Genomic DNA, 17,493 nt, shown 5'->3' with positions numbered 1-17,493 from the left:
TGATCAGGCGCGGGATCAGGCGTAAGTATTGAGCTGGGTGCCCAGGCTGCCGCTGGTGGCCAATGCGGGTGCGGCTGCGGGCTGGGGGATGGACTCGATCAGCGCCTGGGCCGCCACGGCCTGCGCGTCCAGAGCTTTTTTCAGCACCCGGATGTTCAGGCTGTCGGAGGTGGGGGCTTGGGCATCCGCCGTGGCGGACTGCACGGCGGTGGTGCTGCTGATGTTCATGGAGATTCTCCTGGGAATACAGACTTATCGGCCAAAACACGCCGAGCTTGAGAACGAACGTGAAACGACTTTCAGGGCTTGGGGCGCTCAGCGCCCGAGCCCATGGGAGTCAGTGCAGCAGCTTGATGGCCGCAATCGCCACCCAGCCCAGCACAAAGTTCAGCACCACCAGCGTGTGGATCTGCCCTGCCGCCTTGGCCGCCAGGGGCCATTCGGCGGCGGCCACCGCGCGTTTGAACTTGGCAAACCCGGCAAACTGGATGTGCCCAAAGGCCAGCACCATCACCACGCCCAGGCCGGCCATCACCCACCAGCCCAGGGGCACAGCCCCGCCGGCAGCTTTCATGCCGCTGCCAAACAGGTGCCCACCGGTGGCCAGCAGCACCACGATGGCGCCCAGCACCAGCCGGAAAAACCGCTGCCACACCTGCACCATCAGCCGGGCGCGGGTTTGGGCCTCCAGCGCCAACAAGGCAGCCGGCCGCAGTGCAAACAGCAAGCAGGTCATACCGCCCATCCAGACAATGGCTGCAGCGAGGTGGAGAAGTTTGAAGATGTCGTACATGGCGGTTGTGGGGGGCTATTTGGTGCGCGCCGGTCCGGGCGGCAGGGGGGGCGCAAGGCGGGCGGGCGGCATCTGGTAGGAGTGCAGCGGCAGGACCACGCGCGTAAGGGCGACGTCGACTTTTTCGGCCGGCACCACGCCATCTTTTTCCTTGAGCCGGACGAACAGGCCTTTGCGGCTGATGTGCACATGGCTGACGGTGTGCGGTTCGCCCTCGTACCGCACATCGGCGCCCGGTTTGTACAGGGCCAGCCACAGTGTCGGCGCTTGCGCTTCTTCGGGCGGTGCGGTCACCGTCACCATGGCCGAACCGACGGACGCAGTGGGGCTATTGGCAGGGTCTACCGGTGCCGCCGCAGGTGCCGCTGTGGCGGGGCCATCGAACAGGGAGTCAAAATCGTCGCTCAACTGCGGCTTTCTTTCACGTGAAAGTTGGGTGTCGGGCTGGTCGGATGGTGCCAGCGGGCCAGGCGTGGATGCTGCTATTTTTATAGCAAATTACGCAGACAGCACAAGCGCTGAGACTGAATTTAACACGCAAACGTATTGGCTGTGTCCACTGCGGGGTTAAACTGCCACCCCCAATCTGCCGTCCTGCCCGACGCACCCCCCATGCCATTTGCCTCCCTGGGACTTGCTCCCGCCTTGCTGCGCGCCGTGCGCGAACAGGGATTTACCGCGCCCACCGCCATCCAGACCGCGGCCATTCCGGCCATTGTGCGCGGGGCGGACGTGTGGGCCGCCGCGCCCACCGGCTCGGGCAAAACTGCTGCCTTCGCCTTGCCGCTGCTGCAGCGCCTCACCGAAGCCCCGCGCCCTGACGGCAAACGCCGCCCTCGCGTGCTGGTGCTGGTGCCCACGCGCGAGCTGGCCGCCCAGGTGGCCGAGGTGTTTCGCGGCCTGGCCCAGCACCTGCCGCAGCCCTTGAAAATCGCGGTGATCTTTGGTGGCGTCTCCATCAACCCGCAGATGATGGGCTTGCGCGGCGGGGCCGACATTGTGGTGGCCACGCCGGGCCGCCTGCTCGATCTGGTGGACCACAACGCCCTGCAGCTTTCCAGCGTGGCCGCGCTGGTGCTGGACGAGGCCGACCGCCTGCTCGACCTGGGCTTTTCCGAAGAGCTGGCCCGCGTACTCACGCTGCTGCCCGCGCAGCGCCAGAACTTGCTGTTTTCCGCCACTTTCCCGCCCGCCATCGAGGCCCTGGCCGCCCAGCTGCTGCGCGAGCCAGTGCGCATCGAGATGGCCGCCGAGCCCACCACCCACACCGCCGCGCCCGCCATCGCCCAGCGCGCCATCGCCGTGGATGCCAGCCGCCGCACCCAGCTGCTGCGCCACCTGGTGCAGACAAATGGCTGGAAGCGCGTGCTGGTGTTTGTGGCCACCAAGTTCTCTGCCGAGATCGTGGCCGACAAGCTGCGCAAGGCCGACATCTGGGCCGAACCCTTCCACGGCCAGCTCAGCCAGGGCAAACGCACCCAGGTGCTGGACGACTTCAAGGCCGGGCGTGTGCACGTGGTGGTGGCCACCGACCTGGCCGCGCGCGGCATCGACGTGGCCGAGCTGCCGGTGGTCGTCAATTACGACCTGCCGCGCTCTGCCGTGGATTACGTGCACCGTATCGGCCGCACCGGCCGCGCCGGGCTGAGCGGCGAGGCCTACAGCTTCATCACCGCCGACACCGAAGCCCATTTCGCCCTGGTCGAAAAGCGCCAGGGCCTGAGCCTGCCGCGCGAAGAGGTGGTGGGTTTCGAACCGGTCGAGCTGGCCGTGCCGTCCCTGCCCACGCAAGCCAACGGCGGCATCAAGGGCAAACGGCCCAGCAAGAAAGACAAGCTGCGGGCCGCTGCAGCGGCGGGTTGATCCGTCGCAGGATTTATAAGAAATTGACCTCTAGCGCTTATTCCATAAGCATAAGCAGCTATTGAATCTAGAGCGGGCCCGGGCGGAGTCCAGACTCAGTCGGGGGCGACCTCCGGGCTGTCGTCGTCTTCCATCGGTTCGCTGTCCATCACCGCGATCTCGGCGTACTGGGTGCCGTTGAGTTGGTGGCGGTAGGCCGCGTAGGCGTGGCGGGCAGCGGCCTCGTCGTCGCCTTCGTCATCGGCCGCGGCCGCCAGCAAATGCAGCTTGGCCGCCGCCGCAAAGTGGTGCGCCGCCATGCGGTGGTGGTCGCCCACGGTTTCAAATTCTGCGTCAAAGATTTCGGTCGGCAACCCGATGGCGGGCGTGCTGGTGGAGGTCATAAAAATCTCGCAAGGTGGCAACGGCGACATGCCGCTGCGCCAGCATGGGCGCGGGGGATGAAGGCTTGATGACAGGGGGAGTCTTGCGAGGGGCACGTCTCGCTGCCGCCCCATTGCGCCCTATTGCGCCCGGGTAGCGAATGCTCTCCTTTTTTACTTTAAAAAAGAGAGCTGCTCACGCTCTTGGAATAAGCGTGAGAGCCGGTTTTAATGCCTGAAAAAATAGGCAAAAACCAAAAAACAAGGTCCGGAACGGGCGCTGGGGGCTCCCGTTCCGCCAACGCCTACGCCGTCTTCAACATCCACTCATGCGCCGGGTCGTTCTTGAAGACCCAGAAGCGGTTCGGGCCAGCCATTACGTTCAGGTAGTACAGGTCGTATCCGTGGGGGGCGGTGACCGGGTGGTAGCCGCGCGGGACCATCACCACGTCGTGGTTTTCCACGGCGCAGGCCTCGTCCAGGCTGCGGTCGTCGGTGTAGACGCGCTGGAAGGCGAAGCCCTGCGGTGGGTTCAGGCGGTGGTAGTAGGTTTCTTCCAAAAGAGTCTCCACCGGCGGCTGCTCGATGTCGTGCTTGTGCGGCGGGTAGCTGCTGGAGTGGCTGGCGGGGGTGAGCACTTCCACCACCAGCAGGTGGGCCGCGGTGGGGTCGTCGTGGGGCAGCACGTCGCAGACGTAGCGGGTGTTGGTGCCCTGGCCGCGTACGCTGCGGCGCATGGTGGCCGGGTCGATCACGCGCACCGCGTGGGGCGTGTCGCCTGCGGGGGCGGTACACAGGCCCAGTTCGGCATCGGTGTCGGCCCGCACCACCACGGTCTTGCCACCGGGCACGTAGACGGCTGCGGGCGAGACTTCTTCGAACACGCTGGTGCGGGTGCCCAGTTTCTCGTAGGTTTGACCGTCCACCGTGACGGTAACGGTGCCGGTGAGCACCACCAGGCAGAGTTCGCGGGTGGCAGTAACCACTGTCTCGGTTTCACCGGCGGCCAGGCGCACGGCGCGAAAGCCCACGTGGGTCCAGCCCGCGCGCTCGGGCGTGACGTTGACGATTTCGCGGCCCAAAGGGGCGGCTTTGGCGAGGAGGGGGCTGACCATATCAGGCTGCCAGTTTGTCAACCAGGGCGCGCAGGGTGTCATAGCCCTTTTTCGCGTACTGGTAGCTGGGGGCTACGGCGGGGTCTTGCTCGGCTTCCACCACCAGCCAGCCTTCGTAACCGGCGTTTTTCAGGATGGTGAGCACGGCTTCAAAGTCCACCGCGCCGTCGCCGGGCACGGTGAAGGTGCCGTTGATCACGCCGTTCAGAAAGCTCCAGCCGTCGTTACGGGCCTGGGCAATCACCGGGACGCGCACGTCTTTGCAGTGCACGTGGTTGATGCGCTCGATGTGCTTTTTGAGCAGCACGGTGGGATCGACCGCACCGCCAAAGTAGGCGTGGCCGGTGTCGAACAGCAGGAAGACTTTGGTTGGGTCGGTCAGGGCCATCAGTTTGTCGATGTCGGCGGGGGACTCGACGTAGGCACCCATGTGGTGGTGGTAGGCCAGCTGGATGCCGTACGTGGCGATGAGGTGCGCGCCAAAGGCGTTGAGGCGCTCGGCGTAGGCCTTCCACTGGGCTTCGGAGGTGAAGCGGGGGCGCTTGGAGACAGGTACGTCGATCTGGCCCTGGATGGTGTCGGCGCACTCGCCATAAACCACCACTTTTACGCCGTTGTATTTCAGCTTGGCCATGTGGGCCTTGCAGCGCTCTATCTCGGCTTCCACTGTGTCATTGCCCAAAAAGCCGGAGTACCAGCCCGAGACGCAGGCTACGCCGAATTCGTCCAGCTTGGCTTTCAGGCCGGGGCCGTCCTTGGGGAATTTGTTGCCCAGCTCGAAGCCTTCGTAGCCGATTTCTTTGCCTTCCGACAGGGCTGTTTCCAGCAGGGTTTCGCCGCCCAGCGAGGGCAGGTCGTCGTTCATCCAGCTGATGGGGTTGATGCCGATGCGTACGTTCCAGGTCATGTTGCTTCTCTTCTCTTTAGTTAAATGCGTTGTTCAGTTTTTGCGGCGGTGTAGCGCTCGAAAGCTGCGTTCACTTCTGCGCGCTCGGAAACGGCGGGAATTGCCACTTCCCACCAGCAGCCGCCTTCGGCCGTGGTGCGCTGGTGGGTGGTGTCGATCACCACCACCTGAGATTTGGTGGCGGCGCGGGCGGCAACCATGGCGACCTTCAGCTCGGCCAGGTCTTTGACGTGCACGGCATCTGCGCCCATGCTGCGGCCATGCATGGCGAAGTCGATGTGGCTGCTGCCACCCTCAAAAGCGCAGGTGTCCAGCATGTTGTTGAAGCTGGGCGTGCCGCTGGCGCGCTGCAGGCGGTCGATGCAGCCATAGCCCCGGTTGTCCAGCACCACCACGATCAGCTTTTTGCCCAGCAGCACCGAGGTGGCCAGCTCGGAGTTCATCATCATGTAGGAGCCGTCGCCCACCATGACGATGACTTCCTGGTCGGGCCGGGCCATCTTGGCGCCCAGGGCCCCGGCAATCTCATAGCCCATGCACGAGTAGCCGTATTCCACGTGGTAGTTGCCGGGCCGGGTGGCACGCCAGAGCTTGTGCAGTTCGGCGGGCAGGGTGCCGGCGGCGCAGACCACCACGTCGCGCACATCGCTGTTGTCCACCGAGTCGCGCACCGTGCCGATGACTTCGGCGTCGTAGGGCAGCACGTCTTGGGGCACGGCGGTGGTTAACTCGGTCACACGGGCCACCCAGCCTGCGGCCAGGGTGCGGGCGCGGGTGGTCCAGGCGGGGGCGGCTTTCCAGTCGCCTGCGGCGGTGCTGAGCTGGGCCAGGCCGACACGGGCATCGGCCACCAGAGCGGTGCCATTCCACTTGGTGGCATCGAAGCTTTGCACGTTGAGGCACAGCAGTTTCGCCTTGGCAAACAGGGCGTGCGAGCCGGTGGTGAAGTCTTGCAGGCGCGTACCTACGGCCAACACCAGGTCGGCCTCACGGGCCATCTCATTCGCAGCGGGGCCGCCGTCTACGCCGATGCCGCCCAGGTTCAGCGGGTGGTCCCAGGGCAGGCTGCTCTTGCCGCCGTGCGATTCGACCACCGGGATACCGTGCTTCTCGGCAAAGGCCCGCAGCGCGTCCCAGGCCTGGCTGTAGAGCACGCCGCCACCGGCCACGATGAGCGGCTGTTTGGCGGTTTTGAGCAGGGCGGCGGCAGCGGCCAGCTCGCGGGTGTCGGCGGGCGGGCGGCGGAAGTAAATGGTGCCGGGCTGCAGAAAGCTCTCGGGGCAGTCAAAGGCCATGGCCTGCACGTCTTGCGGCAGCGACAGGCAGACCGGGCCGCAGCTGGCGGGGTCGGTCATCACCTGGATGGCGCGGGGCAGGGCGGTCAGGATCTGCTCGGGCCGGGTGATGCGGTCAAAGAAGCGGGTGACCGGGCGGAAGGTGTCGTTGGCGTTCATGTCGCCGTGCTGGAAGTTCTCGATCTGCTGCAGCACCGGATCAGGGGCGCGGCTGGCAAAGGTGTCGCCGGGCAGCAGCAGCACCGGCAGGCGGTTCACATGGGCCACGGCGGCGGCGGTGACCAGGTTGGTCGCGCCCGGGCCGATGCTGGTGCTGACGGCCATGATGCGCTGGCGGAACTGGGCCTTGGCGTAGGCTACCGCCGCGTGGGCCATGCCCTGCTCGTTGTGGGCGCGGTAGGTGGGCAGCGTGGCGCGCTCGGTGTACAGGGCTTCGCCGATACCGGCCACATTGCCGTGGCCGAAGATGGTGAACACGCCCGCACAGTAGGGCTGGGTGCTGCCGTCGGCCATCTCGACTTGCAGCGCGGCCAGGTGCTTGACCAGCGCCTGGGACATGGTGAGTTTTTGGGTTTTCATAGGGCGGATGGATTGCGCAAGGTTATTGGGCGGATGTGCGGTTGCGCCAGGCATCTACCAGGACAGTGAAGTTCTGTGCCACGGCATTTTTAAACGCCGCGTCGTCGATTTCATTCTTGAGCCATTGCAGCGAGGGCGTGGCCCACAGTGTGCGCCCGACCATAAAGCCCTTGACGATGGGGTTGGTGGCTTGGGCAAAGCTGTCGGCCAGCAGTTGCAGCGGCTGGTTCAGGCCCAGGATGACGGCGCCACGGCAGTAGGGGTCGCGCTCGGCCACCAGGGCGGCCAGGTCGGTCCAACCCTGGGGCTGCATGGGGGCCAGCTTCCACCACTCGGGCTGCACGCCCAGGTTGTAGAAGCGCTTCACGGCGCGCAGCACGGCGGCATCTTCGGTGCCCGCGGGGGTCTGGGCACGGGGGCAGATGATCTCCAGCAGCAGCTCGTTGCCGCTGGCGCGGGTGGCCTCCCAGAGCTCCAGCACTTTTTGCTCTTGCTCCAGGCGCAAGGTGTAGTGGTCGTCGGGGTGGTAGTGCACCAAGCACTTCACCACCTGCTCGGTGGGCCAGTTCATCAGGGCGCTGCCGACCGAGCGGGTGCCGTCGAAGCGCAGCGGGCGCGAGCTGGGCAGCTCGATGGGCCTGCCCACCCACCAGCCACGCCCGGTGGCGCTGGCCAGGGCGTCGCGGCCATAGTCGCCGCCGTCGATCAGCACGCCCAGATGGCCTTGCAGGCTGTGGCTGGTTTCCACCTGTTCGGCGGTCTCTACCAGCAGCTTCTTGAGGGCGGGAATGCGGGATTCGTCGGCACCGGCCTCGCGCACCATGTCGAAAAACTGGCTGCGGTGGTCAAACGCCAGCACGCACATCTCGTTCCAGTCCGGGCGGGCCGCGGTAACGCGGTGCAGATGGGCGAGCTGTTGGTCGGCATCCACCTTCGGGTTGCGGCTGCCGCCAAACCAGTGGGCCAATTCAGCCGGTGTGGGCATGGCAGCGGAGCAGGCGTGGCGCGACACCACGATGGCGCCGCAGGCATTGGCGACCTGGGTGGATTGGGCCCAGTTTTTACCCTGCAGCAGGCTGGCCATCAGGCCGGACAGGAAGGAATCGCCCGCGCCCAGCACGTTCAGCACCTCGACCCGCTCGCCTTTGAAGGTGGGGGAGTCGTCGATGTGGGTGGGGATGTCGCCTTCGATCACGGTGCAGCCGTCGGCCCCGCGCTTGACCACCAGGGTGGCGGCGCTGAGCTGGCGCACGGCGCGCAGGCAGGCCATCAGGTCGCCCGCGATCCCCCCGGCGATGAAGAATTCTTCTTCGGTGCCCACCAGCAGGTCGAACTCGGGCAGCACTTCCTGCAGCTGCTGGGTCACGTGTGCATCCGGTACATAGCGGTTTTCGCCTGCGCCGCGGCTGGTCAGGCCCCAGAGCACCGGGCGGTAGTCGATGTCGAGCACGCGGACCACGCCGTGCTTTTTGCCGTAGGCCAGGGCGGCCAGGGAGGCGCTGCGGGTGCCCGGCGTGCTGAGGTGGGTGCCGGTGATGGCCAGGGCGCGGCACTGGGCAATGAAATCTTCGCGGATCTCGCTGGCATCGACCGCCATGTCGGCGCAGTTTTCGCGCATGAACAGCAGGGGGAAGGTGTCGCGGTCTTTCAGGCCCAGCAGGACCATGCCGGTCAGGCGCTCGGGGTCGATCTGCACCTGGCTAGTGTCGCAGCCCTCTTGCGCCAGGGTTTCGGTGAGGAAACGGCCCATTTGCTCGTTGCCCACGCGGGACAGCATGGCGCTTTTGAGCCCCAGGCGGGCCACGCCAAAGGCCAGGTTGGCCGAGCTGCCGCCCAGGTACATGGCCATGCTGCGTGCGTCTTCCAGACGGCTGCCGAATTGTTGGGCGTACAGATCCACTGCCAGGCGGCCCAGGCAGGCGAGGTCGATACGGCGACCAGAGGGGAAGTTCAATTGGCTCATCAAGGTACGGTGTTATGCAGAAAAAGGGTTCCCGAGGGCACGGGAAGACGGGGTGCACGGCACGGAGCTGTGGCAGGTGTGGCGACTATAAATTGTAGAGAAATATTTTTCTCTAAGTGTAATCACTTAGAAATTTATTTTCTATTTTGGGGTTTTTTGAGTACAGTACAGACCGTGGTTGGAGACATTTCACTGTGCCCCGACCTCACCTAACCAAACGGTACAAACCCCGCCGTTTACTAAAAACTCTGGAGACGCATTCCTATGAAAAACCTACAAAAGCTCGTTATTGCCGCAGCCGTGTCAACCACCTTGCTGGCCCCGCTGGCGGCACACGCTCAAAAAGTGGGCTTGGCCATGGCCCAGCTGGATACTTTTCTGACGATTGTGAAAGACGGCGTGGTCGATGCCGGTAAGAAGTCCGGTGCGACGGTGCAGGTGGAAGATGCCCAGAACGACGTGGGTAAACAGCTGAGCCAGATCCAGAATCTGATCGCCCAAAAGGTGGATGCCATCATCGTCAACCCGGTGGACACCGATGTCACCCCCAAGATCACCAAGATGGTGACCGATGCCAAGATCCCGCTGGTGTATGTGAACCGCAAGCCGGTGGACTTTGCCAAGCTGCCCGCAGGCGTGGCGTTTGTGGCCTCCGACGAAGTGGTCTCCGGCACCGTGCAAACCCAGGAAGTCTGCCGTTTGCTCAAGGGCAAGGGCGAGATCGTGGTGCTGATGGGTGAGCTGTCCAACGAAGCCGCCCGCACCCGCACCAAGGACATCGAAGACGTGCTGGCCACCCCGGCTTGCAGCGGCATCAAGATTCTGGACAAGCGCGAAGGCAAGTGGGACCGTACCCAAGGCCAGGACATCACCACCAACTGGCTGTCTACCGGCCTGAAGTTCGACGCGGTCATTGCCAACAACGACGAAATGGCCATCGGTGCCATCAACGCCTTGAAGGCTTCCAAGAAGTGGACCCCGGCTTCCCTGGTGGCCGGTATCGATGCCACCCCCGACGCGCTGGCGTCCATGAAGGCGGGCGACCTGAAGGTCACCGTGTTCCAGAACGCGGCCGGCCAAGGCAGCGGCGCGATGGATGCGGCCTTGAAGCTGTCCAAGAAGCAGCCGGTCGAGCGCTTTGTGAACGTGCCGTTTGAGCTGGTCACGCCCTCCAACCTGGCCAAGTACATCGGCAAGAACTAACTTGCGTATCTGAGGGTGCCCCTCGCCGGGGCATCTTCAGCCCTCACGCCAGACATTTCCCGGCATGGGAGAGGTTTGGCGTGAGGGTTTGCAACCGACAAGCCCTTCCACCTCCTTTTTTTCAGAGCCATCCAGGATGTCAGACACCGCTACCCTCGACCGCCCGGCCACCCAGGCTGCCGCCGCGCCTCCGCTGCTGGAGATCAACGGCATTGTCAAAATCTTCCCGGGCGTGGTTGCGCTCAACAACGTGGGCTTCAAGCTGCGCGCGGGCACGGTGCATGCGCTGATGGGCGAAAACGGCGCGGGCAAGTCCACGCTGATGAAGATCATCGCGGGCATCTACATCCCCGACAAGGGCGACATCCGCCTGCGCGGCAAGCCCATCCACATGAAGTCGCCGCTGGATGCCCTGAACCTGGGCATCGCCATGATCCACCAGGAACTCAACCTCATGCCCTACATGACGGTGGCCGAGAACGTGTGGATCACCCGCGAGCCCAAGAACGCCTTCGGTTTCGTGGACCACGCCGAGCTGTGCCGCAAGACCGGCGCGCTGTTCACCGAGCTGAACATCAAGATCGACCCGCGCGAAGAGATCCAGAACCTGTCGGTGGCCAGCCGCCAGATGGTCGAGATTGCCAAGGCCGTGTCCTGGAATTCCGACGTGCTGATCATGGACGAGCCTACCTCGGCGCTGACCGAGACCGAAGTGGCGCACCTGTTTGCCATCATCCGCAGCCTGCGCGCCAAGGGCAAAGGCATCATCTACATCACCCACAAGATGAACGAGCTGTTCGAGATCGCCGACGAGTTCTCGGTGTTCCGCGACGGCCAGTACATCGCCACCCACGCCTCCACCGAGGTGACCCGCGACGACATCATCCGCATGATGGTGGGCCGCGAGATCACCCAGATGTTCCCCAAGATGGAGGTGCCGATCGGCGAGGTGGTGCTGTCGGTGAAAGACCTGTGCGTCGAAGGCATCTTCAAGAACGTGAGCTTTGACATCCGCGCCGGTGAAATTGTCGGCATGGCCGGGCTGGTGGGTTCGGGCCGCTCGAATGTGGCCGAAGCGCTGTTTGGCGTGGTGCCTGCCACCTCGGGCACCATCAGCATCAAGGGCCAGCCCATCACCATCTCCACGCCCACCCAGGCCTTGGCCGCGGGCATGGCGTTTTTGACCGAAGACCGCAAGGAAACCGGCTGCTTTTTGAGCCTGAACATCCAGGACAACATGGATTCGGCGGTGCTGAACCAGCGCTACGTGTCCAAGGGCTTTGTGCAGGGTGAGCAGCTGGCCAAGGACTGCGCCGACATGGCCAGGCGCCTGCGCGTCAAAACCCCCGGCATGGGCGAGATCATCCAGAACCTGTCGGGCGGCAACCAGCAAAAAGTGCTGGTGGGCCGCTGGCTGCTGACCAACCCCCGCATCCTGATCCTGGACGAGCCCACCCGCGGCATCGACGTGGGTGCCAAGGCCGAAATCCACCGCCTGGTGTCCGAGCTGGCCGGTACCGGCGTGGCGATCTTGATGATCTCGTCGGAAATGCCCGAAGTGCTGGGCATGAGCGACCGCGTCGTGGTGATGCACGGCGGCCAGGTCACCGGCATTCTGGACCGCAAAGATGCCAACCAGATCTCCGTCATGGATTTAGCCGCTAAATAAGCCACAGAAACCCCACTGGAAAACTACACCATGAGCTCCCCTACTGTCCCCCATGTCGCCCCCGCCGCTGTCAAAGCGCCGTTCAAATTTCCGCCCGAATTCAGCATCTTTCTGGTGCTGATCGGCATCAGCATCTTCTTTGAAGCCATTGGCTGGTACCTGAACGGGCAAAGCTTCATCTTCAACGCCGAGCGCCTGAAGGTCATCATCTTGCAGATGTCGGTCATCGGCATCATCGCCATCGGCGTGAACATGGTCATCATCACCAGCGGCATTGATTTGTCGTCGGGTTCCGTGGTGGCAGCGTCTGCCGTGGTGGCCGCCAGCCTGGCCCAGGTGTCGGACTTTCCGCGTGCCGTGTTCCCGCACCTGACCGACCTGAGCCCGTTCTGGCCGGTGCTGGCCGGGGTGCTGGTGGGCGCGGTGGTGGGGCTGATCAACGGTTCGCTGATCGCCTTTACCGGTATCCCCCCGTTCATCGCCACGCTGGGCATGATGGTCGCGGCCCGTGGCTTTGCCAAATGGTTCACTGGCGGCATGCCGGTGAGCATGTTGACCCCCGAATTTGCCTGGATTGGCGAGGGTAGCAACCCGGTGGTGATCTTTCTGGTGATCACGGTGATTGCCCACATCGTGCTGCGCTACACCCGCTTCGGCAAGTTCACCTACGCCATCGGTGCCAACCGCCAGGCAGCCCGCGTCTCGGGTATCAACGTGAACCGCCACCTGATCTGGATCTACAGCATCGCTGGCTTGCTCAGCGGCGTGGCAGGCACGGTGACTGCGGCCCGCGCCATTTCCGGCCAGTCTGGCATGGGCGTGAGCTACGAGCTGGACGCGATTGCCGCGGTGGTGATCGGCGGCACCTCGCTGGTGGGCGGCCTGGGCCGGGTGACGGGCACCGTCATCGGTATTTTGATTCTGGGCGTGATGATGTCGGGCTTTACCTTCATCCGCATCGATGCCTACTACCAGGAAATGGTCAAGGGCGGCATCATCGTCGCCGCCGTGGTGGCCGACCAGTACCGCAACAAGAAGCGCCGTACCTGAACCTTATGCATGAAACTGGCTTCTCACGCTTATTCCATCGGCGTGAGCAGCTATCGAAGGTGTAGCAACCGAGTTTTTCAGCGTTTCTCCACCCGCCATACCTGCCAGCCAGGTACGGCGGTTTTTTTGGGGCTCAGAACACTGCGCGGTCAGAACGCATGCTTAATGCCGACATTCAGCAAGGTGGTGTTGGCATCGGCCATCGTGCCACCGGCCACCACCGAAGTCAGCAGCGTGGCACCGGCTTTGGCGTTGGCAAAGGCCAGCGTGCCGTACAGCGTGGTGCGCTTGGACAGGGCGTATTCGTCGCTGACGATTACCGTGGTGGTTTTGTCGGCACTGTGGTTTTTGTCCTTGGCAAAGTACGCGGAAACGCCCACGGTGTTGGCGGCGGAGCTTCTCCAGTCCAGGCCCGCGCCCAGCACGCCCACCTTGCTCACTTCGGCCAGTGTGGTGGCATCTTTGTTGACGCCGCGCAGGTAGTTCAGCTTGCCGGTGAAGTCGCCCAGGGTGTAGCCCGCGCCCAGGGTGTAGATGCTGCTCAGCCGCTCGGAGGTATTCGGTTTGTTGGTGGCCTGGTAGGCCGCCGACAAGGACACCGGGCCGGCATACGTCACACCCAGCGAGACCACCGCGCCCTTGGTTTCCGACACGCTGTAGCCTCCTGCAATGCCCACGGGGCCCAGCTTGTGGCTGTAGCTGATGGCGTTTTGGATGAAGACGCCCACGTCATTGTTCTGGTTGCCGCCGGTGGTGAGCACGCCGGAGTTGTAGGCCCAGGGGTAGAGGCCCGAGAAGTTTTCCCGCAGGCCGCGCGGGTCGGTGGCGGCGAATGCCAGGATGGCCGGGCTGTACTGGTTGCCCAGGGTGAGCATGCCCCAGTCGGCAGACGACAGGCCCACGTTGGACTGGCGGCGAAACAGGGTGGCAGCACCGGTGGTGGCATTGCCACCAGCGGCACCGGTATCGGCTGCGATGTGGCCTTCCAGGTTGAAGTGTGCCTTCAGCCCGCCACCCAGGTCTTCTGAACCGCGAAAGCCCCAGACGCTGGGCGAAATGCCGCCGTTGTAGAGCTGGGTTTTGTTGTCGCTGTGGTTCTGGGTCAGCACGCCCAGATCCACATTGCCATACACCGTTACCGAACTTTGCGCCGCTGCCAGGGTGGACACCAGGGTCAGGGCCGCAGCCGCTATCAATCGTTGTTTCATTTATGTCTCGTTTCGTGTAATTGTTAAAGCAGCGGTGTGCTGCGGTACACGAAAGGGCAAAAAGCATGCCTGTGGATCGGGCCTGCCAAAACGCAGCAGAAGGCCCTTGGATATGACATCACGTCGTCACAGTGTTGCATTCTTGCGCAGTGGTGCCCCAGAATGGCCTTAGGCTGGCGCAAACCGATTGAGGTCTATGCCTAGCACTTGGCCCGACTGACCCAGCAAGCTAATTCCATTCATTGAATTTGTTGCACTTGGGGTTGAAATTTCCCTTATGTAAAGAGCGTGAGCAGCTATAGAAAATATAGTGCCCAGGTTTTTCTGCGTTGTCTCCACCCGCCGTACCTGCCAGCCAGGTACGGCGGTTTTTTGGGGTCAGAACGCTGTGCGCTTAGAACGCATGCTTCAGAAACAGGTTCCGTGGTATGCCCCAGCGGCCATCAATGTTTGTCCCGGAATCTCCGCTTAGAAACTGGTCCAGTCATCTGATCCTGTTTTGTCAGTCTGTGCGGCGGCAATTGGCTGCATGGGAGTCTTTTTGCTTGTCGTAAGGAAGGAAGCTTTGCCAAACGGTGGTCGAACCACGTTCAGGGCCCGCTGTGGGCTACGCCTCTCAGCCGAAGACTGGCTTTCCTGCTTGATGGCGTGTGCCGCACCGCGGTCGTTGCCGGCGTTGAGTTTGAACACCGCGACCGCCTCCAGCAGTTGCTGTGCCTGCGTGCTCAGGCCGTTTGCAGCCGCCGCACTCTCTTCCACCAGCGCGGCATTTTGCTGCGTCACCTGGTCCATCTGTGTGATGGCTTCGCCGACCTGGGCGACACCCTGGCTCTGTTCACTGCTGGCGGAGCTGACTTCGCCAATGATGTCGGTGACGCGGCGAATGGAGTTAACCACTTCAGTCATGGTGGAGCCGGCTTTGGCTACCAGGGCGGTACCTTTGTCGACCTGGGCTACGCTGTTGTCGATCAATATCTTGATCTCCTTGGCCGCGCTGGCGCTGCGCTGGGCAAGGCTGCGCACTTCGCTTGCCACCACGGCGAAGCCACGGCCTTGTTCACCTGCACGTGCCGCTTCCACGGCCGCATTCAAGGCCAGGATGTTGGTTTGGAACGCGATGCCGTCGATGACGCTGATGATGTCGGCGATTTTCTTCGAGCTGTCGTTGATGCCCTTCATGGTGTCCACTACCTGGCCTACGACCTCACCACCTTCGACGGCAACGGTCGACGCATTGACCGCCAACTGATTGGCCTGGCGGGCACTATCGGCGTTCTGTTTCACGGTGCTGGAGAGTTCTTCCATGGATGCGGCAGTTTCTTCCAGTGCGCTCGCCTGCTGCTCGGTTCGACTGGACAAATCGTTGTTGCCCTGGGCGATCTCTGCACTGGCGGTGGAGACGCCCTCGGCGCTTTGGCGCACGTTGGACACCACGCTGGACAGGCTGTCTTGCATGGCTTTGAGCTGGGCCATCAGGCTCTCGCTGTCTCCTGGCTTGACCGTGATCGGCTTACTCAGGTCGCCCTGGGCTACGGCGCGAGCCACCGCGGCTGCCACACCCGGCTCGCCACCCAAGGATCCCACTAGATTGCGGGTGATCAGAAAGCCCAGCAAAACGGCAGCTGCTATGGCAACTGCGCTGGCGGCCATTAATAGCATGCGTGCTTGGGCGTAATCGGCGTTGGCGGAGGCTACATTGGCCTCCCCGGTTTTCTGGCTGAACTCCTGGTATGTTCGGCTGGCCTTGATGAGTGCTGCCAGCAGGGGACGGCATTCCATGTTCATTTTGGCGATAGCCTCTTCTTTCTTGCCATCCAGCGCCAGCTTCACAATGTCGAGTGCAACGGGACCGTAGGCCGCCTCGATTTTGTCGATGTCTTCAACCAGGCGATGTTCTTCAGCCGTGGCCAGCGGATTGTTCTTCACGCTGTTGTTTAATTTTGCCAAGGCATCCTGGGTGGCTTGGTGAGATTCGGTTACCACCCTCTTCTCGACTTCCAGATCCTCGGGCGTAGTCACCAACACCAGATTGCGGGCGGCTATCGCACGCCGGTTTACCGACGTTCGGACATCGACCGCCATATGCTCTTGCGCGACAGTGACCTTGTCGTAGTAAGTCAAGTCGCTGTTGATACCGCTTAGTGCATGCATGGCCGCCAGCGACACGATGATGACCAATACAGCCAGCAGGCCGAATCCGAAGGTCAATTGACCTTTGACCGTGAAATTCTTGATGTTCATTTGATTGCCTCTAGGGGATGTTGTTGCTATTGTTTTGGGCCATTAGTGGACCGTGGGTCCAGTGGCACCGGGCGCGAAATCGCCCACGAAGGATTCGGTATCCATCAGAATGAGCATGCGTTCCCCCACGGTGGCCAGACCGGTAATGAAGGAGGTGTCGCCATTGCTTTGCACAGCCGGTGGCGGCTGGATACAGCCGGGCTCCAGTTGCACCACGTCAGAGACGGAGTCCACAACTGCGCCGATTACTTTGCTGCGCAACTTCAATATGATCACGACCGTGGCGCCGTTGTAGGCAGCCGTCTCGCACTGCAGCTTGATGCGCAAATCGATGATTGGCACGAGCACACCCCGCAGGTTGATCACACCCAGCAACTCTTTGGGGGCATTGGCAATGCGCTTAGGTTTGGTGTAGGAGCGAATCTCCTGCACCTCCAGGAGATTGATACCGTAGTGAACGGTACCCAGGCGAAAACTCAGGCACTCGCGCATGGATATTTGCGGAATATTTTCCTGAGCGAAGGACGGGACAGTAGTTAGCGTCATTTTGGATGCCTTTTTCTCACGGGGGAATCTGGAGCTTGAGAATGGATCGGTCGCAATGTTGAGGAAGTGCTTCTTTAGCCTTCCGTTGATACAGCTGTCTATTGATGCGGGTGGTGGCGATTCTTGTGCTCAGTCGGTGGTAGATCCAGACCCTAGCTACAGTCGATCCAGACTTCATCGATGGAAATGGACAAAATAATGCTCAGATCCTTTGGAGCCGTGAGAACGGATCCTGATCGCCAAGACGGGTAGACCAGCCCGGTGCAACAGAACTGCTGGACCTACATACCGACTGTGAGCTGCTGAGCGTTGATGCGCCTTAACATGATCGGCCTGCAGGATTGGAGGTGTCCATCGTTGGAGCGTCTTCCAACCTCAGGCGGCGGGGTAGCCGGTTTGGACTGCGGGATGCGAGGTATTGCTGGCATCCATCGCCGTGCCTTCGAGGGTGACCGTCCCGAATTTCACCCGCGTTCAGACAGACACGGACTCCTGGCGGGTTGATTGACAGCGGCGCAGATATACGCCTCCAACCTAGGCGGCCTTGGGCGGCTGTATCAAGAAGTGGTGTGCCAATAGCACCGGCATGCCTGATACCCGACGGGCCAAACCAATCGTGGATGGTTGGCTGAAATGCAAGAGTGAAGGGAATGGAGCCCAACGCGCCTGCATCTATTGGCTGAAATGAATGCATTGCCA

At 62.6% G+C, this 17,493-nt stretch carries 15 protein-coding genes; 4 read left to right on the top strand and 11 right to left on the bottom strand.

The genetic code is table 11. The annotated features are described in order from the left end of the window. Window positions 1-15: 15 nt before the first annotated feature. The 3 genes from AB3G31_RS14945 to AB3G31_RS14935 all read right to left on the bottom strand — a co-directional run bounded on the left by AB3G31_RS14945 (window position 16) and on the right by AB3G31_RS14935 (window position 1,201). Window positions 16-228, bottom strand: a complete 213-nt coding sequence (locus AB3G31_RS14945; RefSeq protein ID WP_367846872.1) for a putative motility protein — start codon at window positions 226-228, stop codon at window positions 16-18. A gap of 109 nt (window positions 229-337) precedes the next feature. Continuing rightward, window positions 338-793, bottom strand: coding sequence for a hypothetical protein (locus AB3G31_RS14940; protein WP_367846871.1), 456 nt, complete (start codon window positions 791-793; stop codon window positions 338-340). Between the two features lie 15 nt (window positions 794-808). Then, window positions 809-1,201: a hypothetical protein gene (locus AB3G31_RS14935; protein ID WP_367846870.1), complete on the bottom strand. Its 393-nt coding sequence runs from the start codon at window positions 1,199-1,201 to the stop codon at window positions 809-811. A gap of 204 nt (window positions 1,202-1,405) precedes the next feature. Here AB3G31_RS14935 and AB3G31_RS14930 point away from each other — a divergent pair, with 204 nt between their 5' ends. Then, complete coding sequence (locus tag AB3G31_RS14930; RefSeq protein WP_367846869.1) at window positions 1,406-2,656, top strand: DEAD/DEAH box helicase; 1,251 nt, start codon at window positions 1,406-1,408, stop codon at window positions 2,654-2,656. Between the two features lie 95 nt (window positions 2,657-2,751). On the opposite strand, the gene AB3G31_RS14925 is transcribed toward AB3G31_RS14930, so the two are convergent. The 5 genes from AB3G31_RS14925 to iolC form a co-directional block, all read right to left on the bottom strand. After that, a complete protein-coding gene (locus tag AB3G31_RS14925) occupies window positions 2,752-3,039 on the bottom strand; it encodes a hypothetical protein (protein ID WP_367846868.1) in 288 nt (95 codons plus the stop codon). A 284-nt stretch (window positions 3,040-3,323) separates the two neighbouring features. Next, window positions 3,324-4,133, bottom strand: coding sequence for a 5-deoxy-glucuronate isomerase (iolB, locus tag AB3G31_RS14920; protein ID WP_367846867.1), 810 nt, complete (start codon window positions 4,131-4,133; stop codon window positions 3,324-3,326). 1 nt (window position 4,134) lies between these two features. Then, on the bottom strand, window positions 4,135-5,040 hold the full coding sequence (gene iolE, locus AB3G31_RS14915) for a myo-inosose-2 dehydratase (protein ID WP_367846866.1): 906 nt from the start codon (window positions 5,038-5,040) through the stop codon (window positions 4,135-4,137). Between the two features lie 20 nt (window positions 5,041-5,060). Beyond that, on the bottom strand, window positions 5,061-6,914 hold the full coding sequence (gene iolD, locus AB3G31_RS14910) for a 3D-(3,5/4)-trihydroxycyclohexane-1,2-dione acylhydrolase (decyclizing) (RefSeq protein WP_367846865.1): 1,854 nt from the start codon (window positions 6,912-6,914) through the stop codon (window positions 5,061-5,063). A gap of 22 nt (window positions 6,915-6,936) precedes the next feature. After that, window positions 6,937-8,877: a 5-dehydro-2-deoxygluconokinase gene (gene iolC, locus AB3G31_RS14905; protein WP_367846864.1), complete on the bottom strand. Its 1,941-nt coding sequence runs from the start codon at window positions 8,875-8,877 to the stop codon at window positions 6,937-6,939. Between the two features lie 264 nt (window positions 8,878-9,141). Here iolC and AB3G31_RS14900 point away from each other — a divergent pair, with 264 nt between their 5' ends. From AB3G31_RS14900 to AB3G31_RS14890, 3 genes are all read left to right on the top strand, one after another. Beyond that, complete coding sequence (locus AB3G31_RS14900) at window positions 9,142-10,080, top strand: sugar ABC transporter substrate-binding protein (RefSeq protein ID WP_367846863.1); 939 nt, start codon at window positions 9,142-9,144, stop codon at window positions 10,078-10,080. A gap of 136 nt (window positions 10,081-10,216) precedes the next feature. After that, on the top strand, window positions 10,217-11,749 hold the full coding sequence (locus AB3G31_RS14895; RefSeq protein WP_367846862.1) for a sugar ABC transporter ATP-binding protein: 1,533 nt from the start codon (window positions 10,217-10,219) through the stop codon (window positions 11,747-11,749). Between the two features lie 30 nt (window positions 11,750-11,779). After that, a complete protein-coding gene (locus tag AB3G31_RS14890; RefSeq protein WP_367846861.1) occupies window positions 11,780-12,799 on the top strand; it encodes an ABC transporter permease in 1,020 nt (339 codons plus the stop codon). A 149-nt stretch (window positions 12,800-12,948) separates the two neighbouring features. Here the strand turns inward: AB3G31_RS14890 and AB3G31_RS14885 are convergent, their stop codons facing one another. The 3 genes from AB3G31_RS14885 to AB3G31_RS14875 all read right to left on the bottom strand — a co-directional run bounded on the left by AB3G31_RS14885 (window position 12,949) and on the right by AB3G31_RS14875 (window position 16,794). Further along, window positions 12,949-14,007: a porin gene (locus AB3G31_RS14885; protein WP_367846860.1), complete on the bottom strand. Its 1,059-nt coding sequence runs from the start codon at window positions 14,005-14,007 to the stop codon at window positions 12,949-12,951. Window positions 14,008-14,475: 468 nt separating this feature from the next. Further along, the gene (locus tag AB3G31_RS14880) at window positions 14,476-16,248 is read right to left on the bottom strand and encodes a methyl-accepting chemotaxis protein (protein ID WP_367846859.1); all 1,773 of its coding nucleotides are present in this window, start codon (window positions 16,246-16,248) and stop codon (window positions 14,476-14,478) included. 42 nt (window positions 16,249-16,290) lie between these two features. Then, on the bottom strand, window positions 16,291-16,794 hold the full coding sequence (locus tag AB3G31_RS14875) for a chemotaxis protein CheW (RefSeq protein WP_367846858.1): 504 nt from the start codon (window positions 16,792-16,794) through the stop codon (window positions 16,291-16,293). Between the last annotated feature and the right edge of the window lie 699 nt (window positions 16,795-17,493).

Origin of the sequence: Rhodoferax sp. WC2427, assembly GCF_040822085.1 — a bacterium.
Taxonomy (GTDB): Bacteria; Pseudomonadota; Gammaproteobacteria; order Burkholderiales; family Burkholderiaceae_C; genus Rhodoferax_B.
Note: the sequence above shows the minus strand (reverse complement) of the source record. Positions and strands in the feature narration are given on the sequence as shown.